Raw genomic sequence first — 18,589 nt, forward strand, 5'->3', positions numbered from 1 at the left:
AGTAGCCTTTTTTGATGTTTGGTTGCGGGAGCCGGATTTGAACCGACGACCTTCGGGTTATGAGCCCGACGAGCTACCAGACTGCTCCATCCCGCGTCTGTGGGCGGCATTCTACAGCCCAACGCCGAGGTGTCAACCGTTAATGGGCCGATGGGTCAAATTAGTGTGAATTAGCCCGTTGCACGCCGACCACGTGCGGTAAGTGCGCGCAGGACAACGATTTTTCTGTCTTACAATTTGCGTACACATGCAAAACAAGCGCGCACAAAAAAGGCCACTCTTTCGAGTAGCCTTTTTTGATGTTTGGTTGCGGGAGCCGGATTTGAACCGACGACCTTCGGGTTATGAGCCCGACGAGCTACCAGACTGCTCCATCCCGCGTCTGTGTGTCGGCATTCTACAGAGGAACGCGAGTGTGTCAACCCGTGAATAGAAGAAAAGCGCTTGTGGTTCAATCGGTTAGCTCTCCAAGGCAACCCGTGGAAGGGCGCGGGGCCAGTGTGGCCGAGGGTTTCAGCTCTATCGGCAGGCGAATTTCGATTGAGAAAATAAATTCATCAGTAAAATTTCCTACCGCTGAAGCGGAAGATTCAAACTACTGGTGCTATATACAGGGGTGAGTGCGATACTGGCCACCCGTTGGATTACACCCTCTGTTTATATGACGCAGCGCAAAATCATCCACGTCGACTGTGATTGCTTCTACGCCGCCATCGAGATGCGCGACGATCCGAGCCTGGCACAAAAGCCCCTCGCGGTTGGCGGCTCGGCGGACAGAAGGGGGGTGATCGCCACCTGTAATTATGAGGCGCGGGCTTACGGGGTGCGTTCGGCCATGTCTTCCCGCCACGCCTTGAAGCTGTGCCCGGACCTGACCATCGTCAAGCCGCGCATGGATGCCTATAAAGAAGCGTCGAAGGAAATCCAGACGATCTTTCGCGATTACACCGACCTGATCGAGCCACTGTCGCTGGACGAAGCCTACCTGGACGTCTCTGACAGCCCGCACTTTGGCGGCAGTGCCACGCGCATCGCTCAAGACATTCGCCGCCGAGTCTCCAACCAGCTGCACATCACCGTGTCCGCCGGCGTTGCGCCGAACAAATTTCTGGCCAAGATCGCCAGCGACTGGAAAAAACCCAACGGCCTGTTTGTGATCACCCCGGATCAGATCGAAGACTTCGTCTCCCAGTTGCCGGTGAACAAGTTGCACGGCGTTGGCAAGGTGACCGCCGATAAGCTGGCGCGCCTTGGGGTTGCAGACTGTCTGCAATTGCGTGAGTGGAACAAGCTGGCGCTGGTGCGTGAATTCGGCAGTTTTGGCGAGCGTCTGTGGAGCCTGGCTCGTGGGATTGATGACCGCGTGGTGCAGAACGACAGCCGTCGGCAATCCATCAGTGTGGAAAATACCTACGACGCGGACTTGCCGGATCTCTCAAGTTGCTTGGCGAAACTGCCCGAGCTGATGGAAACCCTGGCCGGACGCATGGCGCGCATCGACAGCAGCTATCGCGCGGGCAAGCCGTTCGTCAAAGTGAAGTTTCACGACTTTACTCAAACCACCTTGGAGCAGGCTGGGGCAGGGCGTGATCTGGAAAGTTATCAACAGCTGTTGACCCAGGCGTTCAATCGCGGCGGCAAACCGGTGCGGTTATTGGGGATCGGGGTGCGGTTGCTGGATCTGAGCAGCGGGAACGAACAGCTGCAGTTTCCCTGGTAGAAGCCGGAAGCCAAATGCGGGAGCGGGCTTGCTCGCGAAGGCGCCGTGTCAGTGGATACATTCATCACTGACACGCTGCTTCGCGAGCAAGCCCGCGCGCACATTTAGCTCTTTACCTGTCTTGAGGTCCTAGCGTGCCCCAGGGTCCGCCACCAACCGTCCCGCATCCTTGGTCAGCGCCTGCACAAACTCCTGCTGCAACTCGGGATCATTGCGGGTCAGTTCGATCAGGCTTTGTTCCAGCTCACTGGCTTCTTCCTCAAGGCCCAGCTCCGACAGGCGCTTGACCCGGTGCACCCACTGGTTGACCTCGTCGTCTTCCAGGTCGTCGTAGATCAGGCCATGGGCTTCCAGCAACTTGCCGCGCAGGGTGTTGCTGATCGCCAGGGTGGAGTCCGAGTGCACGTCGTCCTGGCCATCTTCCACGCTGATCTTCAAGGTGGTGACGCGGTTCAGGTCCTGCTCGGCAAACGGGCTGTCCAACAGGTTCAGGCGCAGTACGCCGTCGCGGTCGGTGGTCAGCTCGTGGGTCTGCTTGCCGGCGGTGACCTGTACCGGACGCTCGCTCCAGGGCAGGCTCGAATACTCCGTGCGCTTGTCACGCTGGACTTCATCGATACCGGCCAGGTTCTGTTGCGCACGGCCGTGGGATTGCACGTTCATGAACGGGTTGATGCCGTCCACGCCGTAGCTCAGCCAGTCGCGCGTCATGCTGGTCGGCAGGTTGCCGAGGGCGAAGATGTTCGCCACGTTGGCCCCCGCGCCGGCCACCAGGGCGACCGCACCCAAGGGCATCTCATAGAGTTTGCGCCAGGGCTGGTAGGGGGTGTAGCGATCGTAACGGCGGGTGACTTCGAATTCGGTGACCTCAAAGGTCTTTTGCTCGTGAATGCGAACCCGGCGTTGCGGCAGTTCCAGCACTTTGGGTTCACCTACATCGATCTGCAGGCTGTGGTCGAGCAATTTGCGCTCGACCCGCTCCTCGTGCTCACTGCGTTGCGACATCTGGTTGGCGCAGCCGCTGACCAGCAGGGCGCCGCACAAGGCGGCGCCCCCCAGGGCTCTGGTGTTTCGCTTGAACATGACTTCTCTTGATCTGGTTTTCAGCGACGAATACGCGCCTGAAGGAAAGACAGCACGTCAGCCACCGGCAACGGTTGGGCTTCGGCTTCGGTCCGGCTCTTGTATTCCAGATTGCCATCGGCCAGGCCGCGGTCACTGACCACGATTCGGTGCGGGATGCCAATCAGTTCCATGTCAGCAAACTTGATGCCGGGACTGGTTTTCTTGTCGCGGTCATCCAGCAACACTTCAAAACCGGCGGCCGTCAGTTCGGCATACAGTTTGTCGGTGGCTTCGCGTACTTGCTCGGTTTCGTAGCGCAGCGGCACCAGAGCGACCTGGAACGGCGCCAGGGCGTCACTCCAGATGATGCCTTTCTCGTCGTTGTTCTGTTCGATGGCCGCTGCCACCACACGGGAAACACCAATGCCGTAGCAGCCCATGTCGAGGGTGATCGGCTTGCCGTTCTCGCCCAGTACTTCGCACTTCATCGCCTTGCTGTACTTGTTGCCCAGCTGGAAGATGTGCCCGACTTCGATGCCGCGTTTGATTTCCAGGGTGCCCTTGCCATCCGGACTTGGGTCGCCGGCAACAACGTTACGCAGGTCGGCCACGGTTGGAACTGGCAGGTCACGCTCCCAGTTCACGCCGAAGTAGTGCTTGTCGTCGATGTTCGCGCCAATGCCGAAGTCGCTCATCAGCTCGACCGAACGGTCGATGATGATCGGCAGCGGCAGGTTCAGTGGGCCGAGCGAACCGGCACCGGCGCCAATTGCATCGCGCAGTTCTGCGTCTGTGGCCATGACCAGCGGGCTGGCCACGCCAGGTTGCTGGGCAGCCTTGATTTCGTTGAGTTCGTGGTCGCCACGGATGACCAGGGCGATCAGCTTGCCTTCTTCTTCGGCGCGCACGATCAGGGTCTTGACGGTCTTTTCAATCGGCAGATTGAATTTTTCCACCAGCGCCGCGATGGTCTTGGTCTCTGGGGTGTCCACCAGGCGCAGCTCTTCGCTTGGCGCCGGGCGGGACGTTTCCCGTGGCACGGCTTCGGCTTTCTCGATGTTCGCCGCGTAGTCGGAACCGTTGCTGAAGACGATATCGTCTTCACCGGACTCGGCCAGCACGTGGAACTCGTGGGAGCCGGCGCCGCCGATGGAGCCGTTGTCCGCTTCAACCGGGCGGAATTTCAGGCCCAGGCGCGTGAACACGTTGCAGTAAGCCTGGTGCATGCGGTCGTAGGTGACCTGCAAGGAGGCCTGGTCAGCGTGGAAGGAGTAGGCGTCCTTCATGATGAATTCGCGGCCGCGCATCAAACCGAAGCGTGGGCGGATTTCGTCACGGAATTTGGTCTGGATCTGATACAGGTTCAGCGGCAGCTGCTTGTAGCTGCTCAGCTCATTGCGCATCAGGTCGGTGATCACTTCTTCATGGGTCGGGCCGGCGCAGAAGTCGCGGCCATGACGGTCCTTGAAGCGCAGCAACTCAGGGCCATACTCTTCCCAGCGCCCGGATTCCTGCCACAACTCAGCCGGTTGCGTGCTCGGCATCAACACTTCCAGAGAGCCGGCGGCGTTCATTTCTTCGCGAACGATGGCTTCGACCTTGCGCATCACCTTCAAGCCCATGGGCAGCCAGGTGTACAGGCCGGAGGCCAGTTTGCGGATCATGCCGGCGCGCAGCATCAGCTGATGGCTGATCACAACCGCGTCGGAAGGCGTTTCTTTCTGTGTGGCGAGCAAATATTGACTGGTACGCATGGTAGGCCGTTGTCGGTTGCTTGGACTTGAAATGACTTGGGATTGTACGGGCGCAAACTGCTGGAGTACAGGTATCAGAATGCAGAGGCGGTGTGGGAGCGGGCTTGCTCCCACATTGACAGAGGTGTGTCAGTCTTCGGTGGGCGGGCTCAACCGAATCCGTCTATTTTCCTGAAACCAGTGCAGGGCAATCAGGAACAGCGTCGGTACGCCCAGCAGGCAGGTGATCAGGAAGAAGTTGTGATAGCCGAACTTCTCCACCATCACCCCTGAATAGCCGCCAATCAGGCGCGGCAGCAACAGCATGATCGAGCTGAGCAGCGCGTATTGGGTAGCGGAGAACTTGAGGTTGGTCAGGCTCGACAGGTAGGCGACAAACGCCGAGGTGGCAAGGCCGGAGCTGAAGTTGTCCAGCGAGATGGTGAAGATCAGCATCTGCAGGTCGGGGCCCATGTCCGCCAGCATCACGAACAACAGGTTGGTGCCGGCCGAGGCCACGCCGCCGATAAACAGGATCGGCAGGATCCCGAAGCGCACGATCAGCAAGCCGCCCATGCCGGCGCCAAGCAGGGTCATGATCAGGCCGAAAATCTTGCTCACTCCGGCAATCTGGTCCTTGGTGAAGCCCTGGTCGATGTAGAACACGTTGGCCATCACGCCCATCACCGTGTCCGACATGCGATAGGTGGCGATCAGCCCGAGCAGCAGCAAGGCCTGCCAGCGGTAGCGCAGGATAAAGTCGTTGACCGGCGTCAGTACCGGCGCCAGGCCGCGTCGGCCCATGGCCGACAGGCACAGCGTGGTCAGGATGATATAGAGGATGGCGCGCAGGAAGGCGCGGTCCTCCATCAACAGTTCCCACAGGCTGACGCCGTGGAACAGGACGCTGGCGAAATCGGTGTTGTAGAGCTGGGTGAACATCGCCGGGACGGACACCAGCAACACGATCAGTACAAACACCGAGACCAGCTGATGCACGAAGCTGTAGCGGCCGGCCTGCAACTGCGTTCGCAGTGGCACATTGGGTTCGCGCATGAACAGGGTGGTCAGCAGCGCCGGAATCATCAGCAGGCCGAACAGCACGTAAGTGCCGGTCCACGCCGAGTGCTTATAGTTGAAACCGGTCGAGCCGAAGCCTTCGGCAAAGAACAGTGCGCCGGCGGTGGCCAGCAGGGCGGCGATGCGATAACCGGACATGTAGCTGGCGGCGAGGGCGGCCTGGCGGCTGTCGTCGGCGATTTCCAGGCGATAGGCGTCTACCGCGATGTCTTGGGTGGCCGAGGCGAAGGCGACGATCACAGCAATAGCAATCAGCCACGACAAGTGCTTTTGCGGGTCGCAAAAGCCCATGCCGATCAACCCGAGGATCACCAGCGTCTGGGCCAGCACCAGCCAGGAGCGACGTCGTCCGAGTTTACCGAGCAGCGGCAAACGCCATTGGTCGAGCAGCGGTGACCAGACCCATTTGAAGGCATAGGCCAAGCCGATCAGGCTCGCATAACCGATGGTCTCGCGGGCCACACCGGCCTCGCGCAACCACACTGAAAGCGTCGAGAACACCAACATGTAAGGCAAGCCGGCGGCGAAACCGAGCAACAACAGCACTAACGTCGAGGGGCTGGCATAGGCGGCGAGCGCGGCGCGCCAGGTTTTACGGGGCATGGGCTGGAGTCTGCCTCAGATTTGCGGAAACAAAGCGCGCACTCTAACCGCTGTGCTCTACCGGGCGCCAGCCATGACGCTGAATATCAACGCGATTGTTCAGGATACTGACACCTTCGCTGCGTAAACGCGCACGTTGCTCGTCACCTGAGGCACTGCCCACTGGCAGACTTATCCGACCACCGGCGCCCAGCACCCGGTGCCAGGGCAGCCGGCTGTCCTCGGGCAACTGGCTCAGCGTGCGGCCGACCCAGCGGGCCGCCCGGCCCAGCCCGGCCAGCTGCGCCAATTCGCCGTAACTCACCACGCAGCCTTCGGGCACCTGCGCCAACGTCAGGTACAACGCCGTACGGCGCATTTCTGCCGGGCTTTGGGGGGGATCGGCGGGTTCAATCACTGTGGGCATCGTCAGGGTCTTTGTAAGAAACGTCTGTAATCATGGTGTTGAGAATTGAACTCAATATAAATACTTGAGTCAGTCCTAGCTATCTAACACGATAACGCCCCTTTTTCGCCAACCCTGAGCCCCGAATACGCTTATGTTGTCCAGAACCTTGCTGTGCCTCGCTGTTATCAGCGCCTCCACGCCCCTGCTCGCCGACACCGTGTGGTTAAAGAACGGTGACCGCCTGACCGGCAAGATCAAAGTCTTCGACGGTGGCAAGTTGCTGATTCAGACCAGCTACGCAGGGGCCATCCCGGTGGATTGGAAGCAGGTGAAAACCCTGGAAAGTGACCAGGAGTTGCTGGTCAAGCAGGACGCATACAGCGGTGAGAAGGCCAAATCCCTGAAAGCTGCGGATGACGGCAAGGTGGTGCTGGCCAATGGCGAGGCGCCCAAAACCGTGGAACTGGCCAGTATCCAGCAAATCCTCAAGCCCAAGCCGGTCATCGAAGACCTGGTGTGGAAGGGCAACGTCGACCTGGCGCTGGACTACAAGCGCGCCGACAAAGACACCAATGATTACGACGTGGACTTCAAGACCACGGCCCGTCACGGCCAGTGGCGCCATACCGCGCAGGGCGAATACAACCGCGAGTTCCAGGATGACGTCACCACCACCGACAACTGGGCGCTGGAATATGACCTGGACCGTTTCATCACCGAGCATTGGTTCTGGCAAGGCCGCCTGACCTACAAGCGCGACAAGGTGGAAGACTTGTCCCGCCAGCGCACGGTCGGTACCGGCCCTGGCTACCAGTTCTGGGACGATGAGCTGGGCGCGTTCTCCCTCGGTTCGCTGGTGAACCGCACCGATTACGAATATGCCGACGGCGGTAAATCCAATTTCTACTCGCTGGCCATGAAGTGGAACTACAACCGCTATCTGGTGGGCAAGACTGTGGAGTTCTTCACCAACGGCGAAGTGGGCAAGCCGCTCGCCGGGCCGTCCGATTACTCCCTCGATGCGGAAATGGGCCTGCGTTACAAGGTCACCGAATGGGCGTCCCTCAACCTCAAGGCTGAACGCGACATCATCAGTGGCGAATCGCAAAGCAGCTTGAGCAAGACCCGTTACACCGCAGGGTTCGGCGTGGCCTGGTAAGTGCACTCTGGCAACCTGCGCGGATATTGATTACCTTGTGTTGAGATCCATTCCCATATGCTGTGGGCGGCGGAATACCCGAGGAGTCATACGTTGAGCGCGCACGTTGCCAAGAACGCCCGAGAGCTGTTGCTCAAGGAATACCGTGGGGCTCTCTCCACATTGTCCAAAGCCATGCCCGGGTTTCCCTTCGGCTCGGTCGTGCCGTATTGCCTCGACGAGCAGGGCCGCCCGCTGATCCTGATCAGCCGTATCGCCCAGCACACCCATAACCTGCAGAAAGACCCCAAGTGTTCGCTGCTGGTGGGTGAGCGCGAGGCCGATGACGTGCAGGCAGTGGGGCGCCTGACCTACCTGGCTGAAGCCGAGAAACTCGAAGATGCCACTGCCATTGAAGCGGCTGCCGAGCGTTATTACCGTTACTTCCCCGATTCGGCCAACTACCACAAGGCCCACGATTTCGACTTCTGGGTACTCAAGCCGGTGCGTCACCGCTATATAGGCGGGTTTGGCGCGATTCACTGGGTCGACCACCTGACACTGGCCAACCCGTTTGCAGGCAAAGCCGAGCGCAGCATGGTCGAGCACATGAACGCCGACCACACCAAAGCCATCGCCCATTACGTCGCGCTGACCGGCTTGCCGACCGTTGAACCTGCGCAATTGGCCGGCATCGATAGCGAAGGCATGCACCTGCGCATTGGCCAGTCGCTGCATTGGTTGCCGTTCGCGACGCCTTGCAACACTCCGACACAAGTACGCGAAGCCCTGGTTTCATTGGCCCACGCTGAGGTTTGGCCGAAAAAAGAGCCTGCCAACGCTTGAATTCACGAAATGGCGACGTCATCTAAGGTGGACTGGCAAGGCATTCTTGCGTTGAGGAACCATTTGATGCGCCCTTTTTTATTGCTCTTTCTGCTGTTCCCGGTGCTGGAGCTGTTCGTATTCGTTCAAGTCAGCAGTGCGATCGGGTTTTTCCCGGCCCTGTTATTGATCATTCTCGGCTCGATGCTCGGCGTTCTGGTGCTGCGCGTCGCCGGCTTGGCCACAGCGTTGCGTGCGCGTGAAAGTCTGAACCGCGGCGAGCTGCCCGCGCAAACCATGCTGGAAGGCCTGATGATGGCCCTGGCCGGTGGCCTGTTGATCCTGCCGGGTTTCATCAGCGACGTGGTCGGCCTGGTCATGCTGCTGCCGGTCACTCGCAAGCTGCTGGCCGGCAAGATGCGTCAGCGCGCCGAAGAAGCGGCGATTCGCCAGCGTGCGTTCGCCGATGACCTGCAACCCCGCGGTGGCCCGGCTCCGCGCCAGCCTTTGGGACGCGAGGGCGATGTGATCGAAGGCGAATTCGAACACCGCGACAGCAAATAACCGCTTTATTGGCACGGCACCTTCGGGTGCCGTGTTGCTTTTGTGCGTCGGCAAACATAAAAAATTTCCGCCGCGGCCCCTTGTAATAAGCTTATGCGCCCTTATGTAACGGTCACCGCAAGGTTTCTGGTGGCGACACCAGACAGACTTCCGCGTCTTGCTTGGCGAGGCGCGACCGGCACAGCCGGAATACAACCCGCCGGTACCGATACCGGCCGATGAAAAACACAATTAGGAGAGATCGACAATGAGCAAGCTTCGTCCTCTGCACGACCGCGTCGTTATCCGTCGCAGCGAAGAAGAAAAGAAAACCGCTGGCGGTATCGTTCTGCCAGGTTCGGCTGCTGAAAAAGCCAACCACGGTGTGATCGTCGCTGCAGGCCCAGGCAAGACTCTGGAAAACGGTGAAGTGCGTGCGCTGGCCGTTAAAGTCGGTGACAAGGTTGTTTTCGGCCCTTACTCCGGCAGCAACACTGTGAAAGTTGACGGCGAAGACCTGCTGGTAATGGCTGAGAACGAAATTCTCGCTGTACTGGAAGGCTGATTTTCCCGCTCATTTTTCCGTTACTCCAAAGAATTTAAGGAATATCGATCATGGCTGCTAAAGAAGTTAAATTCGGCGATTCCGCCCGCAAAAAAATGCTCACCGGTGTCAACGTCCTGGCTGACGCAGTAAAAGCGACCCTGGGCCCTAAAGGCCGTAACGTGATCATCGAGAAGAGCTTCGGCGCTCCGACCATCACCAAGGACGGCGTTTCTGTAGCAAAAGAAATCGAACTGGAAGACCGTTTCGAGAACATGGGCGCGCAGTTGGTCAAAGACGTTGCCTCCCGTGCCAACGATGACGCAGGCGACGGCACCACCACCGCTACCGTTCTGGCTCAAGCTATCGTCAACGAAGGCTACAAAGCCGTTGCTGCCGGCATGAACCCGATGGACCTCAAGCGCGGCATCGACAAGGCGACCATCGCTGTTGTTGCTGAGCTGAAAAACCTGTCCAAGCCATGCGCTGACACCAAGGCTATCGCTCAGGTCGGTACCATCTCCGCCAACTCCGACAGCTCCATCGGCGACATCATTGCCGAAGCCATGGAAAAAGTCGGTAAAGAAGGCGTGATCACCGTTGAAGAAGGCACTGGCCTGGAAAACGAACTGTCGGTTGTAGAAGGCATGCAGTTCGACCGTGGCTACCTGTCCCCGTACTTCGTCAACAAGCCAGAAACCATGGTTGCCGAGCTGGACAGCCCGCTGATCCTGCTGGTCGACAAAAAGATCTCCAACATCCGCGAAATGCTGCCAGTGCTGGAAGCCGTTGCCAAAGCCGGCCGCCCACTGCTGATCGTTTCCGAAGACGTTGAAGGCGAAGCCCTGGCGACGCTGGTTGTGAACAACATGCGTGGCATCGTTAAAGTCGCAGCCGTCAAGGCTCCAGGCTTCGGCGACCGTCGCAAGGCCATGCTGCAGGACATCGCTGTGCTGACTGGCGGTACCGTTATCTCCGAAGAGATCGGCCTGAGCCTGGAAAGCGCCACCCTGGAAAACCTGGGCAGCGCCAAGCGTGTGACCATCTCCAAGGAAAACACCATCATCGTTGACGGTGCTGGCGTAGACCAGGACATCCAGGCTCGCATCACTCAGATCCGTGCCCAGGTTGCCGAAACTTCCTCGGACTACGACCGTGAAAAACTGCAAGAGCGTCTGGCCAAGCTGTCCGGCGGCGTTGCAGTGATCAAGGTTGGCGCTGGTTCCGAAGTTGAAATGAAAGAGAAGAAAGCCCGCGTTGAAGACGCCCTGCACGCAACCCGTGCAGCCGTTGAAGAAGGCGTGGTACCTGGCGGTGGCGTTGCGCTGATCCGTGCTCTGGAAGCGCTGGTTGACCTCAAAGGCGACAACGCAGACCAGAACGTGGGTATCGCTGTACTGCGTCGTGCCGTTGAAGCTCCACTGCGTCAGATCGCTGCCAACTCCGGCGACGAGCCGAGCGTTGTGGTCAACGAAGTCAAGAACGGCAAAGGTAACTACGGTTACAACGCTGCAACTGGCGTCTACGGCGACATGATCGAAATGGGCATCCTGGACCCTACCAAGGTGACCCGTTCGGCATTGCAGGCAGCGGCCTCCATCGGCGGTCTGATCCTGACCACCGAAGCTGCGATCGCTGATGCACCGAAGAAAGAAGGCTCGGCTGGCGGCGGTATGCCAGACATGGGCGGCATGGGTGGCATGGGCGGCATGATGTAAGCCAGCCTTACCCGGCACCTGAAAAACCCCGCCTGCAGTGATGCAGGCGGGGTTTTTTTATGCGCGGTATTTGCCGCAGGCACGCGGGTCAGCGCGTGCTCACCTGTGGGATGACTTCCTTGGGTGCCTTCCAGCTCAGCAATTGTTGCTTGAAGCCGTAGCTCGCGCCTTGGTAGTAGGCGATTGCGCGCTGGATCAACGGGTCGTCACTGCCCACACGCAACTCCTGGCTCTCACCCAGCGCCTGGTCATGGCGACGCAGGGCCTGGCGCGGGCTGAGGATCGCCAGGTCATTGCCGTCAAACAGCCCAAGGTGCTGGTAGTTGCCGATGACGACGCGGGGCGGCAGCGGATTGTCCTGCAACAGGTTGCGGCCGAAGAAGGTCGACTCGTAGCTCAGGTTGATCAGGCCCAGCAAGGTGGGCGCCAGGTCGATCTGGCTGGCCAGTTGCGCTGTTTCACGCGCTTCAATCAGCTTGGGTGCATAGATGAACAGCGGGATCTGGTAGTTGGCAACAGGCAAGTCCTCTTTGCCTGCGCTGCCGGCGGTGTGGTCGGCGACAAACACGAAGATCGTGTTATCGAACCAGGGTTTCTGGCGTGCCGCATTGAGGAACTCGCCGATGGCGTGGTCGGTGTATTTCACCGCGCCGTCACGGCCATTGCCGGACTTGATATCAATGCGCCCTTCCGGATAGGTGTAGGGGCGATGATTGGAGGTGGTCATCAGTTGCAGCAAGAAGGGTTGCTGTTTGGCGTAATCGGCGTCGGCCAGCTTCAGGGTTTGCCGGTAGAGATCTTCGTCGGCCATGCCCCACGCGTTTTTGAACGAGATTTCTGATTCGGCCACGCTGCTCTGGTCCACCACCCGGTAACCGTTGCCGCTGAAAAACGCGTTCATATTGTCGAAATAACCGCGCCCGCCGTAGACAAATACGCTGTCGTAGCCGATGGCCCCGAGGTGCTGGCCGAGGCTGGCGAAACCGCTTTCACGCCCGATACGTTTGACAATCGATCGGCCTGGCGTGGGGGGAATCGCCAGCGTGATCGCTTCCAGGCCACGGTCCGTACGGGTGCCGGTGGCATAAAAGTTACTGAAGTACAGGCTTTGTTTGCGCAAGGCATCCAGATTGGGCGTGAGGTTGCGCCCATCGCCGTTGCTGCCCATGTACTTGGCACTGAAGCTTTCGATGGTCACCAACACAATATTGGGTTTGCGCAACGTGCCGGGGTTGGTGATTGCCCGGCGTATGTCCAGCGGGTCAGTGCCGACGAAGCGCGCATTGGGCTCACTGAGCTCGGCGCGCAATTGCCTGGCAACCACGTCGTCAGGCAGGCTTTTGTAGAACTGCGTGTAATCGAGCTCGTTGTTTCGGAACGCGGCGAAAAACTGATACGGGCCATTACTGGCCAATTCATTGTTGTACGCGTTACCGCCTTGGGCGCGTGGGCTGTCCTGGCTGATCAATTGCAGGCTGAGCCCGGCGGCGATCAATAAGCCCAGCGCATTCAGCAGCCGGCCACGCATGGGCGGCAGAGGCGCGCGCATCGCCGCGTTGAAGGGCTTGCGCAGGGCCAGGCTCAACACAATCGCCAACATCGCCAGCAAGCTGAGCAGCTTGCCGATCGGGTACGACTCCAACAGGTTGTTCAGTACTTCATTGGAGTACACCAGGTAATCGACGGCGATAAAGTTGAAACGCACGCCAAACTCATCCCAGAACAGCCACTCCGCAACCGAGGTGAACAGCATCGCGAACAGGCTGACCGTCAGCACGGCCTGCAGGAACCAGCGATGGCCGCGGCGACGCCACAGCGCGGGCGGGCACAGCAGCAAATACAGCCCCAGCGGCAGGGCGGCGTAGGTGAGAAAGCCCAGGTCGTAGAGCAAGCCGACGCCAAACACCGGCAGCAGGTTGCCACCGACTTCGTCCAGGTGCGTGAAGAGCAGCACACTGCGCGTGAGCAGGAAAATAACCAGCCACGTGCCGGTTACGAGCAGCAGAAAGCGCATAGGCGCTGTTTTGAGAAACCCCATGTCTATGTTCCTTATATCGATGGGCGGTGATCTTCGGCCTGACACTGTAGTCAGTTTGTGAAGCTATAGTGAAAAACTTGTTGGTTTATCTTATTGGTTGAAAACCTTTATCGCTAAGGCTCTGAGGTCTATCCCTGAGCCACACTTGGCCTTAAGCTGCGCGAGCCAACACGGCCGTTACCGCGTACGGAGACACTGCCCATGCGAATTTTATTGGTTGAAGACAACCGCGATATTCTGGCCAACCTGGCCGATTACCTGGGGCTAAAGGGCTACACCGTGGACTGTGCGCAGGACGGTTTGTCGGGCCTGCACCTGGCCGCTACCGAGCATTACGACCTGATCGTGCTCGACATCATGCTGCCTGGCATCGATGGCTACACCTTGTGCAAACGCCTGCGTGAAGACGCGCGCCGCGACACGCCGGTGATCATGCTCACCGCCCGTGACCAGTTGGATGACCGGCTGCAGGGCTTCAAGTCCGGCGCCGATGATTACTTGCTCAAGCCGTTCGCCCTGTCGGAGTTGGCCGCCCGCATTGAAGCCGTGCTGCGCCGTGCCCAGGGTGGCGGCCGCCGCGCCCTGCAAGTCGGCGACTTGAGCTACGACCTCGATACCCTGGAAGTCACCCGCGAAGGGCGCCTGCTCAAACTCAACCCTGTGGGCCTGAAGTTGCTTGCGGTGTTGATGCAAAAAAGCCCGCATGTGCTGCGTCGCGAAATTCTCGAGGAGGCCTTGTGGGGCGATGACTGCCCCGACAGCGACAGCCTGCGCAGCCATGTCCACCAATTGCGCCAAGTGATCGATAAGCCCTTCGCCAAGCCGCTGTTGCAAACCGTGCACGGTGTGGGTTATCGCCTGGCCGAGGGTCGTGATGGAGTTTAAGCAAAGCCTTGCCCAGCGGATCATCATCGCCTTTGCCTTGATGAGTGCGTTGGTGGCGGGGGCGTTCGCCATGGGCATCGTTGCGACTGTGCACCTGGTAGAAGAAAAACTGATTTCGGCAGGCTTGGGCGGCGACTTGCAACGGCTGCTGTTGATGGACAGCGTCGAGGACTGGAGCCACCGGCCAGAGCCCGACCAACTGTTCTATTTCAGTGGCGGGCGTGGGGATTTCGAGCTGCCCAAGGATTTGCGGCACCTGGAACCCGGGTTTCATGAGGTGTTCCGCGAGGCGCTGTCTTACCACGCCATGGTCGAAGTGGTGGATGGCCGTCGGTATGTCCTGCTGCAGGACCAAAGCGATTTCGAGGAACGCGAGCGGGTTCTATTTGCCGTGGTGCTGGTGGGCTTCGTGCTCAGCCTGGCGCTGGCGGTGTTCCTCGGTTGGGTGCTGGCGCGCAAAGTGATGGCGCCGGTGGTGCGGCTCGCTCGGCAGGTGCGTCATCGCGACCAGTTGCTGGGCCTGGCGCCACCGCTGGCACCCGATTATGCGGCGGATGAAGTCGGCGAACTGGCCGTGGCCTTCGATGCCACACTGGGGCGTCTGCGACAGGCGTTATCACGCGAGCAATTGTTCACCAGTGACGTCAGCCATGAATTGCGCACGCCTTTGATGGTGCTGGCCAGTTCCTGCGAACTGCTGCTGGAAAATCCGGCGATCGATCAGCGCGGCCGCAATCAGGTTGAGCGTATCGCGCGTGCCTGCGAAGAAATGCGTGAGCTGGTGCAGACCTTCCTGATGCTGGCCCGTGCCGAACACGATGAAGCGGCCATGTCGCCGCAGGTAACGCTGCCGCAGGTGGCGGACGATTTGCTCGGCATCTGGCGCGAGCCGATCGAGCGCAAGGGCCTGGCGTTGATCTACCAGCCAGGCAACCCTTCGGACGCGCGCTATAACACCACCTTTCTCCACGCCGTTATGGGCAACCTGTTGCGCAATGCCCTGCATTACACCGAACAGGGCTTCATCCGCCTGACCCTCGAACCCAATGGTTTTGTGGTGGAGGACACCGGTGTAGGGATTCCCGAAGACAAGCGTGAGGCGATGTTCGAGCCGTTCGTGCGTGGCAGCGAAAAGCGCGGCGAAGGGCTTGGCCTGGGATTATCGCTGGTGCAGCGTATTTGTGAAAACCAGGGTTGGACGGTCAGTCTCAGCACGATGGAACCCAACGGCTGTCGTTTCCACGTGCAGTTGAGTCAGGTCAATCCCTGACACTCACCCTTGCCGTTATCCTGCCAGACATCACCGTAAATCGGCGAAGATGGCCCCATGCTATTGCTTGTGTCTGTAAAGTCTTGAAATGTATGAGGTTGGACAGGACAAGTTTTTCACAACGGGTTGACCTGTTGATCACAGTTCGCTGCATAAGGTTGTAGGCATCAGCTACTGGAGATCCGTTGATGTCTACCCCGATCAAGCTCGATTTTTCTGAAAAGTACGACGATCAGCACGCGCAAAATTATTTGCTCAAGCATCAGGACAATCTGGCTCGCCGGTTGTCCCACAAACGCGACGAGCAATTGGCGCGGGGTGCGCTGGCCATGGCCGGCGAACCTGGCCTGGTGTTGGACCTGCCGTGCGGCGCCGGGCGCTTCTGGCCGCTGTTGGCTGAGAAACCCAACCGTGTGATTATCGGCGCCGATAATTCAGCGTCGATGCTCAAGGTTGCGACCGTTGCTCAGCCAGCGGACGTGGTGAAACGGGTACGACCTTTGCAGACTTCTGCCTTTGATATCGATTTGCCGGATAACTCGGTCGACAGTATTTTCTGCATGCGCTTGATGCACCACATTGGTGATCCGGCGCACAGAATGACAATACTGCGAGAATTTCAGCGGGTTACCCGCGACAGCGTGATTATTTCGCTGTGGGTGGATGGCAATTTCAAGGCCTGGAAACGCAAACGCGCCGAAGTGAAACGTCGCAACAGAGGTGAGCAGGAAGGTTACCAAAACCGGTTTGTGTTACCGGCTGCTACTGTCGAGGCAGAGTTTGAGCAGGCCGGTTTCCGTGTTCAGGAATCCCTGGACTTCATACCGCTCTACGCCATGTGGCGAGTATATGTATTGCGTAAGAGGTAACAGGATGGCAGTTGAGTGCGTAGTAGGCAGTCATGTAGCTCCCGAGGAACGATTCGATTTTTTCTGGCGCCTGCAGGGCGAGTGGGTTGAAGAACCCAATCGCCGACGTGGCGGTGAAAGTGGTGTGCAACGCGTGATGAGCCCCAACGGCCGCTTGCTTTACAGCAAACGCCAGACCGGTCACATCTACCGCAGCTGGCTTCACCCGTTTGGGCGCCCCACCGTACTGCGTGAGCGTGATGCCCTCAGGGGGTTGCGTTCATTGAACGTACGCGTGCCGGAGCTGGTGTTCTGCGAGGCACGTCGCGACCCTGAGCATCAATGGAAAGCGTTGTTGGTGACGGCGTCGCTCGACGGTTTCGACGAAATCGAAAACTGGTACGCCGCCGGTGGTCGTGAGCAATACGGTGAGGCGGTGCATGAGCGCCTGCTCAAGGAATTGGCGGGCACCCTGGCACGTATGCACAAGGGCCGCTGGCAGCATGGCTGCCTGTACATCAAGCACGTGTTCGTACGCGTAACCGGGGAAGGCGACTCGGCCAAAGTAGAAGTGGCGTTGCTGGATTTTGAAAAATGCCGCCAGCGTCTGACCGCTTATCGGGCGGCGTCCCATGACATGCTGCAACTGCGGCGCCATTCGTCGTGGAACGACACCGACTGGAAAAAACTCAGCTACTTTTACGAGACGGCGTTTGGCAGCGCTATCAAGGGTTTAACCAGATGAAGCTAGAAATAGCACGAGGTTTGTTCCTGGTCGGCGCGTTGGGCATTTCAGCCCTGGCGCTGGCTGCCTGGGAGCTGCCTCGGACACAAGTGCTCAGTGCGGTGCAAGGGGGCGGGCAGTGCCCGTTACCGCGCATCGCCAAGGCGAGTGTGGCGGTCAAGCCTGATCATGAGTTGTTGTTGTTCATGTTCGGGATGTCTCAGGGCATGAGGCCGCAGAGCTGAATAAAGCGTTGAATAGATTCAAACCCCAAAAAAGGGCCTTGCGATGCGAGGCCTTTTTTTTGCCTGTTGATTTGGGCCGCAGCACCTGTCCGTCACCGCAGTCACGCACAGGTGTCGATTTCAAATCACATGCAGATGGTTATCCCAAAATCCTGACGGCAGCTCCAACGGTTTAGCCACCAACTGCTTCTGGCGACAGTCGTAGAAGCGGCAGCGTCCCTGGCCTGAAGTCACCACAAACCCGTCCGCTACCGCACCCACGCCGGCACAGTCGGGCAAAGGCCCATCCAGACGCAGCTCGCCGCTGTCCATGTTCCAGATAAAAAAGCGATTGCCGCGCGGCGCCGTCAGCGCCACCAGGCGTAACTCACTGTGCACGGCGACGCTGGCGGTGTAATGCCCCATCGCCTGCAGTTGCTCATCCGCCACCGGGAACGCCACAAACGGCTGCCCCGGTCGTTTGATCGCCAGCAACTCGGACCGCTCCTGAGACGGCCCCATGAACTGCTGCCCCGTGACAATAGTGCCGTCGTCGGCAATCCCCATATGACGCACGCTGTTCATCTGCTGGCCCAGGGTTTCCTTGCTGATCAACCGGCCATCGCGGTGCATCAATACCAGGCTCGGCTCCATCGCATTGAGGTTCATCTCAACCCGGCTTTCCGCCTCGGTACGAATCCCGCCGTTGGCCACCACCAGGGTTTCCCCGTCGGGCATCCACGACACTTGGTGCGGCCCGATGCCGTGGGTCGACATCTCGCCGTTGTGCACCAGCCGTTCGCCCTCGAACTTATACACACCCAGCAACCCACGGCCCGGGTCGGACGTGTCGTTCTCGGTGGCATACAACCAGTCGCCGCTCTTGTGAATCACCGCATGCCCATAGAAATGGCGATTGGCATTCGACGTGATGGTCTGCAGCAACGCGCCATCACGCAGGTTGATCAGGTAACTCTCAGTGCCCGGGCGACGGGCGACAAACAGCGCAATTGGCAGCGTCGGGTGGTTGATGATGTCGTGGCAGCGCTGACCGACCTGGGTGGCAAACACCTGCTTGCCGTCCAGGTGATAGCCCACGGCGTAGTGCTTGCCATCGGCATCATCACGCGCCGAGAGCAGCAACGGGCTTTTCAAGCCCTTCTGCTTGAACAGCGTCCAACCGCCCAACGTGAGTGCGCTGAGCAGCACACTGCCCACCGCCAAAGCCTGTCGCCTGAGCATC

At 59.3% G+C, this 18,589-nt stretch carries 17 protein-coding genes and 2 tRNA genes; 11 read left to right on the forward strand and 8 right to left on the reverse strand.

Going from position 1 to position 18,589, the window contains the following annotated elements:
- Positions 1-19: 19 nt before the first annotated feature.
- A tRNA-Met gene (locus AC19YS_RS01015) sits at positions 20-96 on the reverse strand.
- 208 nt (positions 97-304) lie between these two features.
- A tRNA-Met gene (locus AC19YS_RS01020) sits at positions 305-381 on the reverse strand.
- A 280-nt stretch (positions 382-661) separates the two neighbouring features.
- Between AC19YS_RS01020 and dinB the strand changes: the two genes are divergently transcribed.
- Positions 662-1,720, forward strand: coding sequence for a DNA polymerase IV (gene dinB, locus AC19YS_RS01025; protein WP_500600682.1), 1,059 nt, complete (start codon positions 662-664; stop codon positions 1,718-1,720).
- 129 nt (positions 1,721-1,849) lie between these two features.
- On the opposite strand, the gene AC19YS_RS01030 is transcribed toward dinB, so the two are convergent.
- The 4 genes from AC19YS_RS01030 to AC19YS_RS01045 form a co-directional block, all read right to left on the reverse strand.
- Positions 1,850-2,803, reverse strand: a complete 954-nt coding sequence (locus AC19YS_RS01030; protein WP_106578323.1) for a hypothetical protein — start codon at positions 2,801-2,803, stop codon at positions 1,850-1,852.
- A 20-nt stretch (positions 2,804-2,823) separates the two neighbouring features.
- Complete coding sequence (locus AC19YS_RS01035) at positions 2,824-4,539, reverse strand: proline--tRNA ligase (protein WP_200623840.1); 1,716 nt, start codon at positions 4,537-4,539, stop codon at positions 2,824-2,826.
- A gap of 129 nt (positions 4,540-4,668) precedes the next feature.
- On the reverse strand, positions 4,669-6,201 hold the full coding sequence (locus AC19YS_RS01040) for an AmpG family muropeptide MFS transporter (RefSeq protein ID WP_106578325.1): 1,533 nt from the start codon (positions 6,199-6,201) through the stop codon (positions 4,669-4,671).
- 43 nt (positions 6,202-6,244) lie between these two features.
- Entirely contained in the window at positions 6,245-6,607 is a 363-nt protein-coding gene (locus tag AC19YS_RS01045; protein WP_106578326.1) for an MGMT family protein, read from the reverse strand.
- Between the two features lie 133 nt (positions 6,608-6,740).
- On the opposite strand from AC19YS_RS01045, the gene AC19YS_RS01050 reads away from it, so the two are divergent.
- From AC19YS_RS01050 to groL, 5 genes are all read left to right on the forward strand, one after another.
- A complete protein-coding gene (locus tag AC19YS_RS01050) occupies positions 6,741-7,748 on the forward strand; it encodes a DUF481 domain-containing protein (protein WP_106578327.1) in 1,008 nt (335 codons plus the stop codon).
- Between the two features lie 93 nt (positions 7,749-7,841).
- Complete coding sequence (locus AC19YS_RS01055; RefSeq protein ID WP_500600685.1) at positions 7,842-8,573, forward strand: HugZ family pyridoxamine 5'-phosphate oxidase; 732 nt, start codon at positions 7,842-7,844, stop codon at positions 8,571-8,573.
- 66 nt (positions 8,574-8,639) lie between these two features.
- The gene (locus AC19YS_RS01060) at positions 8,640-9,116 is read left to right on the forward strand and encodes an FxsA family protein (RefSeq protein WP_016971150.1); all 477 of its coding nucleotides are present in this window, start codon (positions 8,640-8,642) and stop codon (positions 9,114-9,116) included.
- 247 nt (positions 9,117-9,363) lie between these two features.
- The gene (locus tag AC19YS_RS01065) at positions 9,364-9,660 is read left to right on the forward strand and encodes a co-chaperone GroES (protein ID WP_017846112.1); all 297 of its coding nucleotides are present in this window, start codon (positions 9,364-9,366) and stop codon (positions 9,658-9,660) included.
- Between the two features lie 50 nt (positions 9,661-9,710).
- Positions 9,711-11,357, forward strand: a complete 1,647-nt coding sequence (gene groL, locus AC19YS_RS01070) for a chaperonin GroEL (RefSeq protein WP_106578329.1) — start codon at positions 9,711-9,713, stop codon at positions 11,355-11,357.
- Positions 11,358-11,445: 88 nt separating this feature from the next.
- On the opposite strand, the gene AC19YS_RS01075 is transcribed toward groL, so the two are convergent.
- Complete coding sequence (locus AC19YS_RS01075; RefSeq protein ID WP_500600687.1) at positions 11,446-13,395, reverse strand: LTA synthase family protein; 1,950 nt, start codon at positions 13,393-13,395, stop codon at positions 11,446-11,448.
- Between the two features lie 201 nt (positions 13,396-13,596).
- Between AC19YS_RS01075 and colR the strand changes: the two genes are divergently transcribed.
- The 5 genes from colR (at position 13,597) to AC19YS_RS01100 (ending at position 17,367) form a co-directional block, all read left to right on the forward strand.
- The gene (gene colR, locus AC19YS_RS01080) at positions 13,597-14,280 is read left to right on the forward strand and encodes a two-component system response regulator ColR (protein ID WP_003175870.1); all 684 of its coding nucleotides are present in this window, start codon (positions 13,597-13,599) and stop codon (positions 14,278-14,280) included.
- Positions 14,270-15,550: a sensor histidine kinase gene (locus AC19YS_RS01085; RefSeq protein WP_106578331.1), complete on the forward strand. Its 1,281-nt coding sequence runs from the start codon at positions 14,270-14,272 to the stop codon at positions 15,548-15,550. The genes colR and AC19YS_RS01085 overlap by 11 nt, the downstream gene beginning before the upstream one ends.
- 188 nt (positions 15,551-15,738) lie before the next feature.
- Positions 15,739-16,419: a class I SAM-dependent methyltransferase gene (locus AC19YS_RS01090; RefSeq protein WP_106578332.1), complete on the forward strand. Its 681-nt coding sequence runs from the start codon at positions 15,739-15,741 to the stop codon at positions 16,417-16,419.
- A gap of 4 nt (positions 16,420-16,423) precedes the next feature.
- Positions 16,424-17,143, forward strand: coding sequence for a lipopolysaccharide kinase InaA family protein (locus AC19YS_RS01095; RefSeq protein ID WP_119736897.1), 720 nt, complete (start codon positions 16,424-16,426; stop codon positions 17,141-17,143).
- Complete coding sequence (locus tag AC19YS_RS01100; RefSeq protein ID WP_119736900.1) at positions 17,140-17,367, forward strand: hypothetical protein; 228 nt, start codon at positions 17,140-17,142, stop codon at positions 17,365-17,367. Before AC19YS_RS01095 ends, AC19YS_RS01100 begins: the two co-directional genes overlap by 4 nt.
- Positions 17,368-17,487: 120 nt before the next feature.
- Here AC19YS_RS01100 and AC19YS_RS01105 read toward each other — a convergent pair whose 3' ends face one another.
- Positions 17,488-18,588, reverse strand: coding sequence for a DUF1513 domain-containing protein (locus AC19YS_RS01105; protein WP_500600929.1), 1,101 nt, complete (start codon positions 18,586-18,588; stop codon positions 17,488-17,490).
- Between the last annotated feature and the right edge of the window lies 1 nt (position 18,589).

Source organism: Pseudomonas sp. MF08831 (genome assembly GCF_059862645.1).